Annotated in this window: 14 protein-coding genes; 3 read left to right on the top strand and 11 right to left on the bottom strand. The window is 47.8% G+C overall.

All coding sequences use genetic code 11. The features are described 5' to 3' along the window. The first annotated feature begins 7 nt into the window (after positions 1-7). Positions 8-1,399, top strand: coding sequence for an MATE family efflux transporter (locus R2X38_RS14760; RefSeq protein WP_317523059.1), 1,392 nt, complete (start codon positions 8-10; stop codon positions 1,397-1,399). Positions 1,400-1,488: 89 nt separating this feature from the next. Here the strand turns inward: R2X38_RS14760 and R2X38_RS14765 are convergent, their stop codons facing one another. From R2X38_RS14765 to R2X38_RS14790, 6 genes are all read right to left on the bottom strand, one after another. Continuing rightward, positions 1,489-2,169 carry a hypothetical protein gene (locus R2X38_RS14765; RefSeq protein ID WP_317523060.1) on the bottom strand — a complete coding sequence of 227 codons (681 nt, stop codon included), beginning with the start codon at positions 2,167-2,169 and terminating at the stop codon, positions 1,489-1,491. Next, positions 2,162-3,193, bottom strand: coding sequence for a plasmid segregation protein ParM domain-containing protein (gene parM, locus R2X38_RS14770; protein ID WP_317523061.1), 1,032 nt, complete (start codon positions 3,191-3,193; stop codon positions 2,162-2,164). Before parM ends, R2X38_RS14765 begins: the two co-directional genes overlap by 8 nt. A 259-nt stretch (positions 3,194-3,452) precedes the next feature. Continuing rightward, the gene (locus tag R2X38_RS14775) at positions 3,453-6,485 is read right to left on the bottom strand and encodes a cadherin repeat domain-containing protein (protein ID WP_317523062.1); all 3,033 of its coding nucleotides are present in this window, start codon (positions 6,483-6,485) and stop codon (positions 3,453-3,455) included. A 415-nt stretch (positions 6,486-6,900) separates the two neighbouring features. Continuing rightward, positions 6,901-7,428: an NADPH-dependent FMN reductase gene (locus R2X38_RS14780; protein ID WP_317523063.1), complete on the bottom strand. Its 528-nt coding sequence runs from the start codon at positions 7,426-7,428 to the stop codon at positions 6,901-6,903. Between the two features lie 206 nt (positions 7,429-7,634). Further along, positions 7,635-8,840: a NupC/NupG family nucleoside CNT transporter gene (locus R2X38_RS14785; protein WP_317523064.1), complete on the bottom strand. Its 1,206-nt coding sequence runs from the start codon at positions 8,838-8,840 to the stop codon at positions 7,635-7,637. Positions 8,841-9,080: 240 nt separating this feature from the next. Then, positions 9,081-10,019, bottom strand: coding sequence for a LysR family transcriptional regulator (locus R2X38_RS14790; RefSeq protein WP_317523065.1), 939 nt, complete (start codon positions 10,017-10,019; stop codon positions 9,081-9,083). Between the two features lie 160 nt (positions 10,020-10,179). On the opposite strand from R2X38_RS14790, the gene R2X38_RS14795 reads away from it, so the two are divergent. Then, positions 10,180-10,848 carry a DUF3047 domain-containing protein gene (locus tag R2X38_RS14795; RefSeq protein WP_317523066.1) on the top strand — a complete coding sequence of 223 codons (669 nt, stop codon included), beginning with the start codon at positions 10,180-10,182 and terminating at the stop codon, positions 10,846-10,848. 183 nt (positions 10,849-11,031) lie between these two features. Here the strand turns inward: R2X38_RS14795 and R2X38_RS14800 are convergent, their stop codons facing one another. From R2X38_RS14800 to R2X38_RS14820, 5 genes are all read right to left on the bottom strand, one after another. Next, positions 11,032-11,865, bottom strand: a complete 834-nt coding sequence (locus R2X38_RS14800; RefSeq protein WP_317523067.1) for a citryl-CoA lyase — start codon at positions 11,863-11,865, stop codon at positions 11,032-11,034. Further along, positions 11,862-13,064: a CaiB/BaiF CoA-transferase family protein gene (locus R2X38_RS14805; protein WP_317523068.1), complete on the bottom strand. Its 1,203-nt coding sequence runs from the start codon at positions 13,062-13,064 to the stop codon at positions 11,862-11,864. Before R2X38_RS14805 ends, R2X38_RS14800 begins: the two co-directional genes overlap by 4 nt. Positions 13,065-13,113: 49 nt before the next feature. Then, positions 13,114-14,661, bottom strand: a complete 1,548-nt coding sequence (locus tag R2X38_RS14810; protein ID WP_317523070.1) for a tripartite tricarboxylate transporter permease — start codon at positions 14,659-14,661, stop codon at positions 13,114-13,116. Between the two features lie 15 nt (positions 14,662-14,676). Then, positions 14,677-15,153, bottom strand: coding sequence for a tripartite tricarboxylate transporter TctB family protein (locus tag R2X38_RS14815; RefSeq protein ID WP_317523072.1), 477 nt, complete (start codon positions 15,151-15,153; stop codon positions 14,677-14,679). 95 nt (positions 15,154-15,248) lie between these two features. Then, a complete protein-coding gene (locus R2X38_RS14820; protein WP_317523073.1) occupies positions 15,249-16,232 on the bottom strand; it encodes a tripartite tricarboxylate transporter substrate binding protein in 984 nt (327 codons plus the stop codon). 192 nt (positions 16,233-16,424) lie between these two features. Here R2X38_RS14820 and R2X38_RS14825 point away from each other — a divergent pair, with 192 nt between their 5' ends. Beyond that, positions 16,425-17,645 (top strand): sensor histidine kinase, encoded by a 1,221-nt coding sequence (locus tag R2X38_RS14825; protein ID WP_317523074.1) that lies wholly within the window; start codon positions 16,425-16,427, stop codon positions 17,643-17,645. Positions 17,646-17,659 lie beyond the last annotated feature (14 nt).

The raw sequence follows: 17,659 nt of genomic DNA on the forward strand, positions 1-17,659 counted from the left end.
TATCCCTATGCAAGAGAACAGCACCCAAGCGTCACCACAGTCAAACAACAGAATCGATAACAAGAGTATCAGTAAAACATTCTGGCGATATGCAATTCCTTCCGTTGCCGCCATGTTGGTTAACGGCCTGTACCAAGTCATTGATGGTATATTTGTTGGCCACTATATTGGTTTTGAAGGCTTGGCTGGTATCAATATGGCCTGGCCTATCATCGGCCTGATTGCTGGTCTCGGCTTGCTTGTTGGCATGGGCACAGGCAGCCTAATTTCGATCTACAAAGGTGAAGGCAACCAAACCAAAGCGCATCAGGCACTATCAACTGGTCTGGGTCTGATCGCTATCTTTGGTTTATTGGTGATGGCATTACTCACCATGATTGCACCATCCCTGTTGCTCGCTCAGGGCGCAACAGGAGCACCTTTGGCAATGGGCAGCGCCTATATCGAAGTCTTCACTTGGGGAGCGGTATTTACGATCGCCGCAGGTGCCCTGCCCATGCTCATTCGTAACGATGATAGCCCTAACTTCTCAACCGCGCTGATGATGGCGGGTGCAGTAATTAATATCATCCTCGATTATATTCTCATTGCCCAATTGGACATGGGGCTTAAAGGGGCTGCGATTGCGACAATCATTGCCCAGATTTCTATCACCATTGTGGCGGTAGGCTATTTTTTTACGCATTACTCAAAGCTAAGACTCAATTTAAGCACACTGAGATTTAACTTCCGTATCGCCGCCAATGCGGTAAGCCTGGGTACATCCAGCTTGTTCATGTACGTCTATTTCAGCTTTATTATTGCCGTACACAACAAGCTTTTCATGGATTACGGCAGCGCCGTCCATGTCGGGGCATTTGCCATTGTTGGCTACTTGATGACTATGTACTACCTACTGGCGGAAGGTATCGCCAGCGGTATGCAACCACCAGTCAGCTATTACTATGGTGCAGGCCATGGCAAAAAGATCCGGGCAACGCTCATTCTTGCCAGCAAAGTGGTTGTACTCACTGGAGTCGGTTCAGTTATCTTCCTGAACCTGTTCCCAAATACCTTGGTAAGCTTGTTCAGCAACGGTGCCCCTGCTCTTGCCACTGAAACAGTCAATGGGCTGCGCCTGCATCTGTTTGCTATGTTCCTGGACGGCTTTATTGCCCTAGCCTCCGTTTACTTCATGTCGGTTAACCAAGACGGGAAGGCGCTCGGGATTTCTGCAGGTAACATGCTGGTGCAATTACCATTCCTGTACTTTTTGCCGCAATGGCTTGGTGTCAATGGTGTTTGGCTGTCGGTGCCGCTATCGAACATTCTACTGGCAGCGATTGTTGTGCCTTTGGTATGGAAAGATATTCAGAGAAAGCAGCGTAACGATGTTTCATTTAACACTGTGACGGCTTAATACAGCCATAGAAATTTAAGCAAAACCCAATACAAAAGTACACGCCTAAAGCGTGTACTTTTACCTTAATTTGCAGCAGGAGGATATTGCTAGAAAATCCCTTTCTTCTTGATCTTCTGCACATGGGCTAGGCGCTCATTGAGATCAACAACAGGCGTTTCATTCTTCTCTTGTGTTGATTGCTCCTGTTGAGCCCCAACACTGCCATTAGCTAAGTTACGGATCAATTCGGTCTGAGCTGTGAGTAATCTCTTCAGCTCAGCAATCTCTTGCGATTGTTCCTCTACCCGCTTCAACAACTCTGGCTGTGGTGGTTGCTGCACTTGTGATGCCTGCTTTTGAGACAACAGCTCACGGGTATGGCTTGCTTCAGTTTGAATGTGCTCGACAATTGAGGCTTTCATCGCCTCAAGCATTTCACTCTGTGCCTGTTGGCTGGCCTCCGGCTCAAACTCTTTAACTAAAAGGCCCAATCCATTCAGGGTTCTCTCTAATGTGGAAGCCGACACCTGCGATTCCGTCACCTGCAAACTCAGTTGCTGGGACAATTCAGGATTCAATAAGTGCAGAAACAAGCCACTTAGATAGACCTGTTTCTGAACATTCCGTGCATTGATTAATGCCAACCCGTTTTCTTCTGGCGACTCAGCTTTCAAGCGCGAAAAATCATCAGCCCATTGATGAAGGATTTTACTCGCATAAAGATCAGCCGGGTTGTTCAGCGGGTCGAGGTAAATCGAATAATTAATCCGCTTCAAACGATCAGCCATTGACAGCCTCTTGCACAGGCATGTTCACGGCCTCGCCGTCTGCATGGTACAAGCACAGTTCGCGGGCCAAGGCTTCTTGTGGCTCTTCCACCAGCACGACTCGCTCGCCCAAGGTCTCATAGGCTTTTTTCACAGCCGGATAGATTAAGCTAGCTCCACCGCCAACCAAATAGACACGATTTGGGTTCTTGGCAAACTTCTTTGCCTCGTAAGCAACTTGCTTACCCAATTCATCAATTTTTGTTTCAATTTTGTCGAGAATGACTGAGATCTGGCTTTCGTCATTGACCACCTCGCGAACAAAATCTAGGTTATCACGTTGCTTGATAAGCTCGTTTGCCACCAGATAGCTTGAATCACTGTCAGCAACGGCCAGCGACTTGCGCGCCACATCCGTCACCATGGATACACCGATTTCATTATTCCCGTAGATGGCCGACACATCATCAAACTCACCGACAATCACGCCCATATCCAATGTTGTACCACCGATATCAATCACCAGAGAACGGTTAAACTGGCTAACAGACTGCATAGTCAGGGTAGAAAGCACCGCAGGTAAGCTTTCCGGCATCACCTCTACATCAACGATTTCAAACAACTCGCCTTTGTTAAGCTCAATCTGGCGCATCAAATTGTCACGCTTACGGGCAATTTTATCTTCGTTCTTCTGACAGTCTTCAGCGTTGTAGTATTCCGTAATAGGCAGGGTCACCACCAATTTTACTGGTCCTGGTGCAATGCCAGTTTGTAATAAAGCATGATGGACAGACAACAGGTTCAAATCATCATACTGGTAGTCGACATGCGTTGTTTCCAGTGCCTTGTCTGAGGTCATGTCGTAGGTATATTTGGTTGAGCCAATCGTATAGTTAAAGATCTTCTTGTCTTTTCTTAGTGCGGCACTTTTCCAGTTTTTACGGAACGAATTAGGAGAGATAACGGTATGTAGTTCACCTTGTTCAATCCAACTTACTTTAACGTTGGTTGAGCCATCATCAACCGCAAATTTACGTGGCGTCATTGTTTTCCTGCTTTTCTCGGAAGAGTGATTTGTCTGCGCGAAAGTAAATAAAAACCGCAGGCTAATGGCAAACGCAAAGAGAGAGATTTGAAGCAGTTCAGCAAAATAGAAATAATCTTAATATTTCATTTAATTTCTTCGAAAACACGTCGTTCCGCTTGCTTAACTGGAATATCCCGCCACTTAAAATGAAAAGTTAAATGACAAAAAAACAGCGGCTTACTGAGCCGCTGTTTTTCAAATTATCGCCATCTTCAAGTTAGTCGCGCGTTAGCTTCAACTCAACCCGATCCCACTCAATGACCTGCTCTTCAATATACCCCGTCTCTTCCGACGGCATATCCGCGGTTCGGTAAATGACAAAAGGCTGCACGGTATCCCACTCGCCATCGTAAAAATCGTACCTGTCTATCAATGACTTGTCGACAACCGTATAGGTAACAAGACGGTTTGTCGGCCCAAACAGGCAGTAGTTTGATTTATGCAAAGGCAATGCTTGCTTCTGTGCCGCTAATTCAGCCAAGTTCAAGATATTCACGGATGTTGCGCACCCCTCATAACGCTGAACATATATACGCACTGTCTCTACACGTTGATGCCCGGTATCCCCAATGGGTTCTGCTGAGATCACATCAACGGACAACGCTTTACCCACCCCCAACTTTTGGATTTCCTCCATGGTTGGCTGCATGACTTTTGCCCCCGCAAAACGAAGCTCCGTCTCATGATATGGCGTTTTGCTGTCATCGATAGTGCTCTCTAACACATTGAACACATTAGAAAGGCTCACATCTCGACTGGCTTTTCCCTTTGCAGGGGGCACAACTGACATAAAACTGGCTAACACCGGCCCCACAGGTTTGTAGAACTCGCTTTCTTGCTCACTCACTTGCAAAGAAAAAGACGTGGACGGCGCATAGTCCAGCAAGGAGAGCTCCCCGGTATTGGGTTCAACACTCAGGTACTGACCTACCCAGCCTCCGGTGACACTTTGCAAGCTGTAGCTTCTTGCTCCGTATTCAGCAGCAAGATCGAGTGTGACTTTTTTCAATGGCTCGTATTCCAGCGCATCACGGCGAACAGCAAAGCCAGGATGCTCGGCCTTGTCGATAAACGCACCGGCATAACCAGAAGCGGCTAAGTAATTTCGCGATTCCGCCGCATCAAAGTAGACAAAGAACGAACCTGTCGAGTGCATTTTCACTGTGCCGGTGCTCGTTACGGTCACCGGTGAGGTATCTGCTTCATACACACGAAAACTAATGGTCCCTTTGAGGTTTTCGATTGTCGGTATAATTTCCCCATCTTGCGAATAGACCGTATCGGGGTAAGTCACCGTCACTGGGTTTACCGCCTTGTCGATCTTCACGGCAAACGAAGTAGTCGCAGGGCCATAGAGTTCATCGCCAGCGTCAGAGACCTCAACAACGGCATGCCCGGCATTAAGGATAGTGATGTCGCCGTTTGATTCATTGACAGCAATAACACCGCTTTCACTTTTCTCCTCAAGCAACTTAAAGCTTAAATTACCAGTTCCACCACTCACTGCAGGGGCATGCACAATAGGCTGGCCTGCGGTAAATGTTCGTGATAGATCGTCCCCCACAAGCAACCGAGAATCAGCCGCATGGATGACAACACTCATGCGCTTGGGTTCTGACGCAAAATAGTTTTCGCTTTCTTCACGTACAACATTGAAATTGGCAATGCCGCTGCGCTTGAGCAAAAAACAGTCTCTTGCTGAATCGTATTCTGCAATATCGCTATCGTTACCTGATACAGGGGTAACCAGCAGTGCTCCAACCTGAGCCTCAAAGCTTGCCTGTTCACAACGATCCGGAGAGTATGTGGTCGTCAGGTTGCTAACAGTAAAACCGGGATGCGGAGCCTTAAGCACGTTAACGGTCAGCAAGGCTGGAGCTGAAGGCTGGAAATTGTCGCCACCATCATCGATTGCGGTGAGCTTAGCTACACCGGCCCGCAGCACTGTTAACTTGTTGCCATTCAACGAAACGACATTCGTGTCTCCGCTTAGGGACAAATCACCGATTTGCCCTTCTAAAGTCGGGGTTACCAACTTCGCCTGCGAATAGGTATAGGTCACTTCCCCGGCCTTAATGCCTGGGTGTACCGCCGGAGCCACACTTACCTTGAACTGGCGTTCTTCCGCGGCATAGTTGGCATCCAGATCATCGATAGCTTTCACTTCGGCTTGGCCTACCCCCAACATACGGAGCAACCCGGTTTGAGCATCAACTTCTACCACATCCTCACCGCTAAGGATCTCATAGCGAACCGGGGCGATATTGTTGTTTACCGCAGGCGTAAATAGCTCACTCCGGTCAAACAACAAGACGGTATCCTCTACGGACAAGTCAGCTCGCTGTCCAAGCCCAATACGAACATTGAAATAGGCTTCCTGCCGTGCATTACCATATTCATCGCCTAAGTATTGCGTCGCTTTGACCTTAGCTTCACCCACTTTCAGGACGGTTATCAAACCTGAGTCTGCTGATACCGAGATAACAGGGTCGGCCTCATCTCCCTCTACCAATTCATATTGAAAACGTCCCCCATCAGGACCACCTACTTGGATGGGGCTCAGCGTTAAACCGGTCTTGAATGGACGCTCCAACGACGAGAATACGAGCGAATCAGGGGCAAGCGCCTCAATCGAAATGGTGGAAGATTTAATCGTTTCTCGGTAATTTCGATCGCCACTATCGGTAACGATTACTTCAACCTCGCCGGGAATGCCTACTGCAGAGATGATCCCCGTTTTTGGGTCAAAGCTCACTAGCCCCTCTGGCCTAAACTCAACCGATACGTCACCTTTACTGCCGAGGAAAGGCAGTAATATTTCCTTATTAGAGAGGGTCGGAAGGGTAAAATCTGACAGCTCTAAAGCGTTATTAACCGCTTTTTCAACCACAACATTAAATTTTGCGGTTGAAGTCTTATACTCCCGGCTGCTGTCGACCACAGTGACTTGAGTCTCCCCCGCGGCAAGTATTGTTATCAACCCTGTGTTGGGATCGATCGCAATGACATCTTCGGGCTCTCCATCAGAAATACTGAACACAGTATCACCGACTTGATGATGTACCTGTGGGGTAGCAATGCCTCGCTCAGAAAAGGTTAAGGAAAGGTCTTGAGCCGATAGCGCTGCGCGTTCTTCTTTTTCAAGCGGCTTCACGGCTGAACCAGATTCACTAGAACCTCCGCCGCCACCGCCGCACCCACATAAAAGCAAGCTTAAGATTAATGCAGATAATTTTAATTTAATAGTCATGTCTTATTGCCTGAAACCCATATTTACCATTAAAGTAGTAACCCATCATTGAACACTGTTTTATTTTCGCGGCATTATATGTTCAGCAACCATTAAGGTTCAAGACATTAAATGAAGAAATATGTACAGAAGGTATATAAATATTTTATAAAACACTTAAACGAAAAATTTTTAATCTCTGTTAAACAAAAACTTAGCATAGATTATTTAATGCATTTAAAAGTCATAAATTGTTTTAGCCAAACAAACTTTTCAAATTTGAAAGAGATGCATCCAGTTAGTTTCATGTTTCTGGACGCAGAACTTATCAAGGAGTTCATTTCAAAAGGAGTTAAGGTAGATGTCCTTGTCATTTTTATCATCCAAGGACATAGATAAAGAGCCAAATGCCCGCTCAGCGGGGCAGGACAAATATTTATTGCTGAAGTAGCTGTACTGTCGTGACAACTTTGTCATTAAGATGCGGATGAATAATGCCGCCATTTTCAGCATCGAAATTCTCATAGAAACTTGGTACCGAAAGTGTTGCCTTCACTTCTGCACCGAAGAATGGCATTGATGCCTCTGCAGCTGCCAATACGTTCTTGGCACCACCAGGGCCTGGTGAAGTTGATAGCAAAACAACGGGTTTATCTTGATACACTTTAGGCTCGATGCGAGAAACCCAATCAAACAAATTCTTATAGGCCGCTGTGTATGAACCGTTGTGTTCCGCAAATGAAATCAGCAGTGCATCTGCAGATTGAACCTTCTTAAGGAATGCATGGGCGAATGCGGGTTGTCCCAGTTCATTTTCCTTATCTTGGCTGAATAGTGGCAACTCGAAGTCATTGAGATCCAACACTTCAACATTGATGCCTTCCAATTGCGAGGCGGCATAGGTGACAAGTTGTTTATTAATTGAGGAGCTGCTGTTGCTTGCGGCGAAGGCTATCACTTTCATTCTGTCATCCTTTTCAATGAGTATTATTTTACTTGCCGGATAACAGTAGCAACCCCTTTTAGGTAAGTAAACCTAACAGCTTATACAGTACCATTCCATATAACCCTATGAAAAAAGAGGAGAACTCAGTTCTCCCCTATTGATAACCCATTCAAACCTGTAATGTAGAAGGCTGATAATATGGCAGTTTTAAAATGGCGCCGTTGTTAAATCGACAAAATAACACCGGCAATAGAAGCACTCATCAAGTTTGCCAGTACACCGGCAGCAATGGCACGGAAACCCATCTTCGAAATAAAGGTACGACGCTCAGGGGCTAGGCTGCCCAAGCCACCAATCAGGATCGCCATGGTTGAAACATTGGCAAAACCACACAATGCAAAAGTGACAATCGCTTGTGAGTGCTCGCTCAGCTGCTCTTTCACTTCCATCATTTGAATGAAAGCCACGAATTCGTTGACCACCACCTTGCTACCAATCAAAGAGCCAGCCACCAAGGCCTCGTTCCATGGCACACCAATGAGGAATGCAATCGGCGCAAACATGTAGCCAAGGATAATTTCAAAGCTCAGCTGAATACCAAACAAGTCGCCGGCACTACCCAACAGGCCGTTAAGTAGCGCAATCACACTAATGAAAGCCAGCAGCGTTGCACCTACCGCAACGGCAATACGCACGCCGGACATAGCCCCGTCTGCCAAGGCTTCAACCACATTGGTTGCACGAGGCAGTTCAACAGAAGTGATTTCGTCTTCATCATTACTCTGCTCGCTTGGTGGTACCATCATTTTTGCCATCAACAAGCCAGCCGGGGCTGACATGAAGGCCGCAGCAATCAGGAAGTTCAATTCCACCCCCAGGGATGCATAGCCGACCAAGGTTCCACCTGCCACTGAAGCGAGGCCGCAAGTCATAACAGCAAAGAATTGCGAATCACTCATTTTTGTCAAGTAAGGCTTAACCACCAGCGGTGCCTCAACCATACCAACAAAGATATTAGCGGTTGCGGATAGCGATTCCGCACGGCCCGTGCCCAACAAGCGCTGAAGAGCACCGCCGATAACATTGATCACTTTCGGCATCAAGCCAATATGATAAAGCGCAGAAATAAGCGCAGAGAAGAAAATGATGATGCCCAGTACATTAATGGCAAACACAAACCCCACACTGCCGGTTGCCAAACCACCAAACAAAAAGCTAATTCCTTGCTGCCCATAATCGATAACACTGGATACACCTGCTGTAACTGCATTTAGGGCATCTTTACCTGCCGGGACATACAGCACCAACAAGGCAAAAATGATTTGCAGGCCGAATGCCAGTGATACAGTTCTGACAGGTATATTGCGGCGATCTGTTGATAGAAGATACGCAATAACCAGAATGGCGAAAATACCCAGTAAGGAAGACATGAAATTAGCACCTTTGCTCTAAATGTTGAGCCGCGCATTCTAGAGAGCAAAGGATTGCGTACAAGGCGGGTTTGCTATTTGTTTGTTACACGTTTAAACCACCCGACATAAAGGTAAGTTTAAGCACCTGATTTTAAATGACTTAACTGCATGTCTTTTTTGATTATTGCCGAATAGAAAAAGTATTTATGCCTTCGCGAACAATTATTTGCTATCAACTGTTGGAAATATCAGCAGTTTCTAGATTTTCACCCAAGGCTTTAATGCTTCATCCCAATAAGGGGCATCACCGATGTATTGTTTAAAGAAATCGATCACTGCACTTATCTTGCGGGGTAAGTGCTTGCGGCTTGGGTAAACGGCATAAAACGGCATGGTCTGATTCGCCGTCCAATCAGGTAATAGTTGAATCAATTTTCCATCCCGAAATTCATCAGTTAATAGATAACTGGCAAGATAGGCAACTCCCCAACCTGCGATTGCCGCATCCCTAACCGCTTCGGCCAAATCAACCCGGTAGTTTCCTGTCACCTTCACACTCAAAGACTCCCCCTCTTTGGAAAAGTCCCAACAGCTGTAATCTCGCTGACGGCTTTGGTAGGTCACACAATTATGGCTGGCAAGCTCTGACGGATGGTTGGGTGCAGGGTGTTCAATCAGGTATTTGGGTGAAGCGGTGACAATAAAACGCGTCTCTGCCAAACGCTGGGCAACATACCCTTCCGGAATATGCTCAAAGTTGGTGATCCACAAATCCAAACCGTCAGCCAGCATATCCGCTTTGTGGTCAAACAGGCTTAGCTCAACCTGCAAATCAGGATAGAGCTGACGCAGTTTTTCTATCGCAGGGATAATATGCATAGTGCCAAAAGACTGAGAGAGCCCCAATCGAATTACACCGGTTACGTCGTCACGCTCCAGTGCCATACTGTCATTGGCTTCATTAACTGCAGCAACAACCTGCTTGGCATAAGTAGCAAAGTGATGCCCTGCCTCTGTCATGGTTAAGCTGCGCGTTGTCCGCTGGATCAGCTTGACGTTCAAGTCACTTTCCAACATTCCTAACTGCTTGCTGACGTGGGAAGTCGATACGCCTAGAGTGCGCGCTGCCGCGGTAAAGCTCCCCACCTCGACTAAGGTATGAAAAATCACCATCTGGCTGGCTCGGTCATGGATCATGGTTTGTCCTCTTTACACACCATCCATGGCTCACATTCCAATACAAGGAATAAAAAAGCTCGCCAGTTTACTCCTGCACAGCAAAAAGTCACGTTTTAATGGGTTAATCGGTATTCAAGTATGAACCCATTTCCTACCATTAGAGACTATGATTAATTTCATGCCAAAACTTTTACGATTTACGCCACTTCTTATTGCTTTCAATGCGTCTGCCACGTTTGAACGGCCTGCAGTCCAATTTAGCGACGAGAATATTTCGTCCTGGAAAGTGAAACACTTCCAAGGGCGCACGCAATACTCGCGGGTTTGGCTTGATGATCAGCAAGTACTCAAAGCCACTAGCAGCAATAGCGCTACCATCATCACCAAACCGATACGTATTGATCTCGAGGAAACCCCCTACCTCAACTGGTCATGGCGGGTGGAGAACCAATTAAAAGGGCTCAATGAAACCACTAAAGACGGTGACGACTACGCGGCCCGGATTTATCTTGCCATCGGCTCTAACTGGCTTTCCTCCACCAGCAAAGCCATTAATTATGTGTGGTCCAGTAACCAACCACGCTTTTCTCGCTGGAGTAACGCCTTTGCAGGGGAAAGAGTGCAGATGATTGCGATACGGGGCACCACTGACAGCGTTTCGACATGGCAAAATGAAAAACGCAATGTCTACCAGGATTTCATCAATACATTCGGGGACAAAGGCAGCGAGCAAGCTAATCGCAAAGCCTATCGGTATCTCAATGGAATTGCCATCATGACCGATACCGATAACAGCGGCCAAGTGGTTACCGCTTATTACGGTGATATCTTCTTTTCAACCAAGTAACAAAGAGACAAATAACAAAGAAAAAAGTGTAATGGCAAACAAGCAGACGTTCGTTGCCATCACACTCCCCCAACCTGAGGTAAATAGACGAGATTTTAATAAAACATCATCAAAGGTCACGCAGACCGCATATTATCAGTACCAAGTACGGAACATCATACCATATAGTGGGTAATTTCATTTTTAAGGCATTTCGCGAGCATCAGGCCCTTCATAAGACCAAAGCAGGTTACGCGGAATCGGTCCTTTATTTCTGCCGCCCTGCCCTGTTTGCTCCCATGCATGGGCTAATATCCCCACCGAGCGAGACAGGCAAAACAGCCCCCTAGCAAGCGGGGCAGGAAAACCAAGCTCGGCATAAATCACAGCCGTAGCCCCGTCGATATTCATCGGAATACGTTTGCCTTTTTGCTGAAACAGGTAGTTTTCTACCCCCATGGCAATCTCGGCGAACTGCCCGGTTACAGTCCCACTGTCTGCAGCTTGCTTCACGAGCGCCATCAAAGCCGGGGCTCGGGGATCAACAGGATGGAAACGATGGCCAAAGCCAGGAATGAATTTACCGTGTAGCTCTTTGTGCGCAGTCACCTCTAACTCTATCGCTGCCTCCAACGACTCACCTTTGCCACAGCGGGCTGCAATAGCTTGGTATAAAGCGACGGCTTGCTCGCCCGCTCCACCATGTACATCGCCCAACACATTGACCGCCGAAGCCATGGCATTATTGAGGCCAACACCGCATGTCGCCGCCATTCTGGCAATCGCGATACTTGGGGCCTGAGGACCGTGATCGACCGCAGACATCAGCGCCGCATCAAGCAGCTTTGCCTGCGAGGGCGATGGAAGCTCACCGCTTACCATCAGCCAGATCATCTGGGCAAAGCTGACATTGCCTATTAGATCTTCAATGGGGTAACCATAATAGCGAATTACACCCGGTGACATATCAATGATATCGGTCTTCCACCAGTCGCTCACATCACGGCCAATTCCTTGCTGCGGTCTTTCGATACTCATATTGCCCCCTGTCCTTGTAACTGCTCGATGTCTTCCTTGCTCAACCCCAGATTCGTCAACCACTGTTCGGTATGCTCGCCTAACCGAGGAGGCGGCAATGTCACTGCCGGGCGCTCACCATCGAGTTTGAAGCCAGTTCTGACATAACGGACGTCTTGGTTTACCCCGGGGGAATCGACAAAACACCCGGTAAAGTCACGGCCTTGTACCTGAGGTAAATCCAATGCCTGTGGGACACTCAGCACCCTACCAGCAGGCACACCAATATGGTTAAGCGCAGATTCCCACTCTTTTGCTGATTTAACCGCAAAGGCAGCTTCGATGTGGCCGGTGAGTAACTCGCGATTTTCCAGCCTCGCCTGCCGCTCGGCAAAACGGGGATCGGCTATCAAATCGTCCCGCCCAATGAGTTGGCACAAAGCTTCAAACTGCTCCTGTTTGTTGGCAGCAATGTTCAACAAGCCCTCACCTGTTTTAAAGGTTCCCGACGGGCTGGCGGTGACATTGTTATTGCCAAGCGGCTGAGGCGCTTTATCTGCCACCAGAAAATTGGAAACCGCCCACCCCATAGTGGTCAATGTTGACTCCAGCATGGATACATCGATGAATGAGCCTTCGCCCGCTTTCTCCCTGCCTGCCAACGCAGCACAGATGGCAAATGCAGCGGTCATCCCCCCTATGGTATCGGCTATTGGGTACCCCACCCGGTAAGGGGCATTTTCCGGCTCTCCGGTAATGCTCATCACCCCGGACATCCCCTGGATAATCTGATCGTATGCGGGTAAATGGCGCATCGGGCCATCAGCGCCATAGCCAGAAATCGCACAATAAATAATATTGGGATTAACCGCTTTTAACTCTTCATAACCCAAACCAAGCCTGTCCATCACACCCGGGCGAAAGTTTTCAATCACCACATCAGCAGTTTCAACCAACTGTTTAAACAGGGATTTACCTTCATCGGTTTTCAAGTTCAGCGTAACTGATTGTTTGCCTACATTCTGGGCGAGGAATGAAATCCCCATCCCTACTTTGTTCAATGTGGGAGAAGCGCCCAACTGGCGGGCTAAGTCGCCACTTTTCGGCACTTCGACCTTAATAACTTCGGCTCCCAAGTGGGCCAGCTGATGGCCACAGAATGGCCCTGCTAGCACATTGGTCAGATCCAGCACTCGGTATTGGTTTAGTGGTGTCAGCATCCTTCGACTCCATCGTAGTAATTGTTATTTCTTCTGTTAAAAAGTGTGTTTACTGCTGTTCTGTTGCTGCTACGTCATCTGCCATTTGAGCTCGCTTGGCTTTTCGTGCATCTAACACGTTGCTGACCACAGGCATCATCAACGCCAGCACGGCACAAATCATGATGGACAACGTCAGTGGACGCTCCCACAAGAAGGCATAGCTGCCATCAGATAAGGTCAGAGAACGGCTAAGGTTCTTCTCAAGTATTTCGCCAAGAATAAAGCCCAGCAGCATAGGTGCCATCGGGAAGTTAAGCAGCTTCAAGAAAGTGGCGATGATCGTGATGATCACCATCATGTGAATGTCGAAGGTGTTAAAGCTCACCAAATAGACGCCAGTGATAGAGAAGAACAAGATCAATGGGATCAGGATTGGCCTTGGGATCACCAGCAGGCGTGAGATATACGGGATCAACGGTAGGTTCAAAATAAGCAGAACCAAGTTGCCAAAGTACATTGAGATAATCACCGACCAGAACACATCCGGGTTGTCGACAAACAAACGCGGTCCTGGCTGAATACCATAGGCAATCAACGCACCGAGCATAATCGCCGTCGTACCTGAGCCTGGAATACCCAATGTCAGTAGCGGCACGAAAGAGCCTGTTGAAGCGGCGTTATTGGCTGACTCTGGTGCAGCCAAACCACGCAGTGCACCTTTGCCGAATTTGGCTTTTTCTTCTTTGCTGGCAAGGTTTCGCTCCATGCCATAGCTCAAGAATGAGGCAATGGTTGCACCTGCACCAGGTAGTACCCCAACCAAGAACCCGAACACAGAAGAGCGGCCAACAGTCGGCGCGACATGTTTTACTTCCTCTTTGTTCAGCTTCATGCTGCCCAAAGAATCCATATCCATCTGCGGCTCTTTCTCTTTATGCTCGCCACGCAATACCGTCATGATCACTTCTGTCAGGGCAAACGTCGCCATTGCCAGCAGCAAGAAACTAATACCATCAATCAAGTTAACGTTATCAAAAGTAAAACGTGGGATCCCCGACATCACATCATTACCCACTGTGGCAATCATCAAGCCGAAAACCGTCATCATCAGCGCTTTGATAACCTGCCCTTTCCCTGAGAAGGCAGCAACAGCCGTCAGGCCTAAGATCATTAAGGCAAAATAGTCAGACGACTGGAAGCTGAGTGACACCTTGGCAAGTGCAGGTGCGGCAAACAACAGGATAATCGCGCCAATGGTACCGCCAGTAAAAGATGAGTAAGCCGCCAGTGCCAGCGCTTTACCCGCCTGCTTGCGCTGCGCCATTGGATAGCCATCAAACGCGGTAACAACCGTACTGGCACAGCCCGGCGCATTGATTAGAATCGACGATGTCGAGCCACCGAAGATCGCACCGTAGTAAACACCAGCCATCAAGATAATGCCCGATGAAGGATCCAGCCCGTATGTAATAGGGATCATCAAGGCAATGGCAGAAATCGGCCCTAACCCCGGTAGCATTCCGATGAAGGTACCGGCAAAGCAGCCGACCACCACCATCATTAAATTAAATGGCATAAATGCCGTTGTCAGTCCTGACATCATTCCATCAAACATGGAAGTCTCTCCCTTTTAGATAAATGCCCAAAAGCGGCCTGGGGCTAAGTAAATATCGAGCAACTGAGTCAGGACGTACCAAAAACCAGTAGCAAACGGCACCGATGCCAAAAACAGGATTTTCGGGCGACGCTCACCCAGTAACCAATATCCACCGGCTAGAAAGAAAACCGTGGAAATAAGGAAACCCACCCATTCCAGAGCAATAGCAAACAGCACCATCAAAACCAATAACTTGCTGATAATTTTGAAATCCAGCCCAGCTAAAGACAGCATGTCAGAGGCTTTTACTTGGTTTTTTCGATGAGCGGCAACTAACTGCAACAGCGATAGTGAGATGCCCAACATAGCCAGCATGGTTGGCATCGATTTAGCGTGGAAGGGTTCGTACTCGTCCCCAGGAAACAATGGTATTTGATTGGCGTAATAGCCGTAGCCAACTGAGAAGCACAAGAAGATCAGCCCGCCGATATGATCTTTGGTAAGCGTCATGGGTGTATCCCCTGATTGATATTATTTGAAATCTTTCGCTTTAGACGTGGGCAGAGCAGGCGTCTGCCCACCCTGCATGTTGGTAAGTCGTAGGGTTAATTCAAAAAGCCAAGCTCTTTCATCAAGTTACCCATCTCTTTTTCCTGCTCTTGCAAGAAAACTTCGAACTCTTCACGTGGCTTGTAGATTTCAGTCCAACCGTAGCGGTCTCGGACATTTGTCCACTCATCGGTTTGGTACATCTTCTCTAGCACGCTGGCAAACTCATCAGCCTGCTCATCGCTGATCCCCGGGGCAGCGAAGAAGCCACGCCAGTTAACAAAGCTCGCGTCATAGCCCAGCTCTTTCAGGGTTGGTACATTTGGTGCTACCGGCGAACGGCTTTCACCGGTCATGGCCAGAATGCGCACTTCACCCGCCTCGGCAAGGCTAAGCGCTTCGCTTAAACCCGTTGATAGCACCTGGGTTTCACCCGACAGCAAGCCAGCCATTGCTTTACCGCCTGCATCATAGGCAAGGTATTTTACGCGACGTGGTTCACCACCAGCGGCTTTGAAAGCCAATGCCGCAACAAGGTGATCCATACCACCACGAGATGAACCACCAGCTACAGAGACAGAACGAGGATTTTTCTTATAGGCTTCAGCGAGTTCATTAAAAGACTGATACGGAGAGTCTTTCGCCACGACAAAGGCTGCATAGTCACCAATAGTCGCTGCAACTGGGGTCAGGTCACGGAATGACTGAGGGAAAACTTTCGAAAGGGAGCGAATAACAATAGGAGTCGAATTGACCATCAAGGTATCTTGTGACTGTTCAGCCGTCTTGATCAGATAGGCAATTGCCTTACCGCCTCCACCACCAGACATGTTTTCATAAGACACTTTGTCGACCAATTCTGATTTCGAGAGTGCTTCACCGGTACCACGCGCTGTGCTATCCCAACCTCCACCTGCACCACCAGGCACCAAGAAGTGAATTTCGTCGACTTTCGCCTGCACCGAGCCAATGCTCATTGCAGAAGCCATAATCGTCGCCAGTAGGGTTACACGTTTGCGGGTAATAAACTGAGTAAGCATAGCTCTTTCCTCGTTGAGTGTTGTTTTTATCCTTCAACACAAAGGTAAGGCAGCTATTGAGCAAACTAAAGATTGTAAAATTAATGTGAATAACGGCTTTATTTATCATTTTGTTCATATTGTTCACAGCATGTCGCCACAAAAACAGGTAAAGTCGTTACATCATTAACGGTGAAAGGAATCACCCGCTTCATGTTACGTATGCTGTCGTTACGCCACCTCAGGTTAAAGTGGCGTATGGTATTGATTTTAGGTGTTATTGCCGTATTACAAACCGGTATGCTTGGCCATTTTGCTATCCGCTACCTCGATAGTGTGTTGGATGAACAAATCGGTCAGCAAGCTATGCGGGTTGCACTCGCGATTGCGGCTTCACCCGATGTGGTTCGCGCAGTAGAAGCCAGAGACTCTGATTTTCTGCAACCTTTAAGTTACAAACTGGCCCATTCAGCAGAAGCCCGATTTGTCGTTTTTGGCGATAAGGACGGTATTCGCCTAGCGCATCCCTTCCCACATATGATTGGTAAGTCCATGGCGGATGACGATGGTGATACTAATGAACCCGCCCTTGTGCATGGTAAGCCCTATGTATCTAAAGCCCTTGGCAGTATCGGCTGGTCAATGCGAGGCAAAGCACCGGTTTTCAATGCTGCCGGTACCAAGGTTATTGGTATCGTCTCTGTAGGTTATATGCTCGATACCGTCGATAGATTAGTGAGCAACCACCGCCTCAGCATGTTCTTCGCCATTGGTGGTGCTTTCCTCTTCAGTGTGTTTACCGCTGTCTGGTTTGCTTCCCATTTCAAAAAAGCTATTTTCAACTTAGAACCGGAACAAATCGGCCGGATGTTCCAAGAACGGAATGCAACTCTTGAGACCGTTCGAGAAGGGATTGTCGCTATCAACCACGAAGGAAAAATCACTACCTTCAACCACGCAGCAATCAAAACATTGGAGCTGCCGGAAGACGTCAATTACATCGGTAAACATATCCAATCGGTATTACCTGATAGCGGCATGCTCGATGTGCTTGAGCAAGGTGAGCCCCAGTATGATCAAGAGGTTTGGCTACACAACCACCTATTGATAGCTAACCGGATCCCACTGCTCCAAGGCGATCAGGTTACAGGTGTGGTCTCAAGTTTCAGGCTGAAAAATGAAGTTGATTTAGTCAGCCGCAAGCTTACCCGTATCAAGCAATACGCCGAAAGCTTGCGTAGCCAGTCGCACGAGTACAACAACAAACTCCATACTATTGCCGGGCTAATCCAGATTGATGCCAAAGATGAAGCACTGGCTGTAATTGGGCAAGAATCATCAAGCCATCAAGCTTTCATCCAGCAGTTAATGGAAGTGACCTCAGATAGCATTCTGGCAGGTTGTCTACTGGGTAAATACAACCGTGCCAAGTAGCTAGGGTTAGAACT

The sequence above is a fragment of the Photobacterium rosenbergii genome (assembly GCF_033022775.1).
Classification (GTDB): domain Bacteria; phylum Pseudomonadota; class Gammaproteobacteria; order Enterobacterales; family Vibrionaceae; genus Photobacterium; species Photobacterium rosenbergii_A.

Bases quoted from the DNA above. Each gene is read 5' to 3' on its own strand.
- R2X38_RS14820 (WP_317523073.1), bottom strand. From the start codon at position 16,232: ATGCTTACTCAGTTTATTACCCGCAAACGTGTAACCCTACTGGCGACG.
- R2X38_RS14780 (WP_317523063.1), bottom strand. From the start codon at position 7,428: ATGAAAGTGATAGCCTTCGCCGCAAGCAACAGCAGCTCCTCAATTAAT.
- R2X38_RS14795 (WP_317523066.1), top strand. From the start codon at position 10,180: ATGCCAAAACTTTTACGATTTACGCCACTTCTTATTGCTTTCAATGCG.
- parM (WP_317523061.1), bottom strand. From the start codon at position 3,193: ATGACGCCACGTAAATTTGCGGTTGATGATGGCTCAACCAACGTTAAA.
- R2X38_RS14775 (WP_317523062.1), bottom strand. From the start codon at position 6,485: ATGACTATTAAATTAAAATTATCTGCATTAATCTTAAGCTTGCTTTTA.
- R2X38_RS14825 (WP_317523074.1), top strand. From the start codon at position 16,425: ATGTTACGTATGCTGTCGTTACGCCACCTCAGGTTAAAGTGGCGTATG.
- R2X38_RS14800 (WP_317523067.1), bottom strand. From the start codon at position 11,865: ATGAGTATCGAAAGACCGCAGCAAGGAATTGGCCGTGATGTGAGCGAC.
- R2X38_RS14790 (WP_317523065.1), bottom strand. From the start codon at position 10,019: ATGATCCATGACCGAGCCAGCCAGATGGTGATTTTTCATACCTTAGTC.
- R2X38_RS14760 (WP_317523059.1), top strand. From the start codon at position 8: ATGCAAGAGAACAGCACCCAAGCGTCACCACAGTCAAACAACAGAATC.
- R2X38_RS14785 (WP_317523064.1), bottom strand. From the start codon at position 8,840: ATGTCTTCCTTACTGGGTATTTTCGCCATTCTGGTTATTGCGTATCTT.
- R2X38_RS14815 (WP_317523072.1), bottom strand. From the start codon at position 15,153: ATGACGCTTACCAAAGATCATATCGGCGGGCTGATCTTCTTGTGCTTC.
- R2X38_RS14810 (WP_317523070.1), bottom strand. From the start codon at position 14,661: ATGTTTGATGGAATGATGTCAGGACTGACAACGGCATTTATGCCATTT.
- R2X38_RS14805 (WP_317523068.1), bottom strand. From the start codon at position 13,064: ATGCTGACACCACTAAACCAATACCGAGTGCTGGATCTGACCAATGTG.
- R2X38_RS14765 (WP_317523060.1), bottom strand. From the start codon at position 2,169: ATGGCTGATCGTTTGAAGCGGATTAATTATTCGATTTACCTCGACCCG.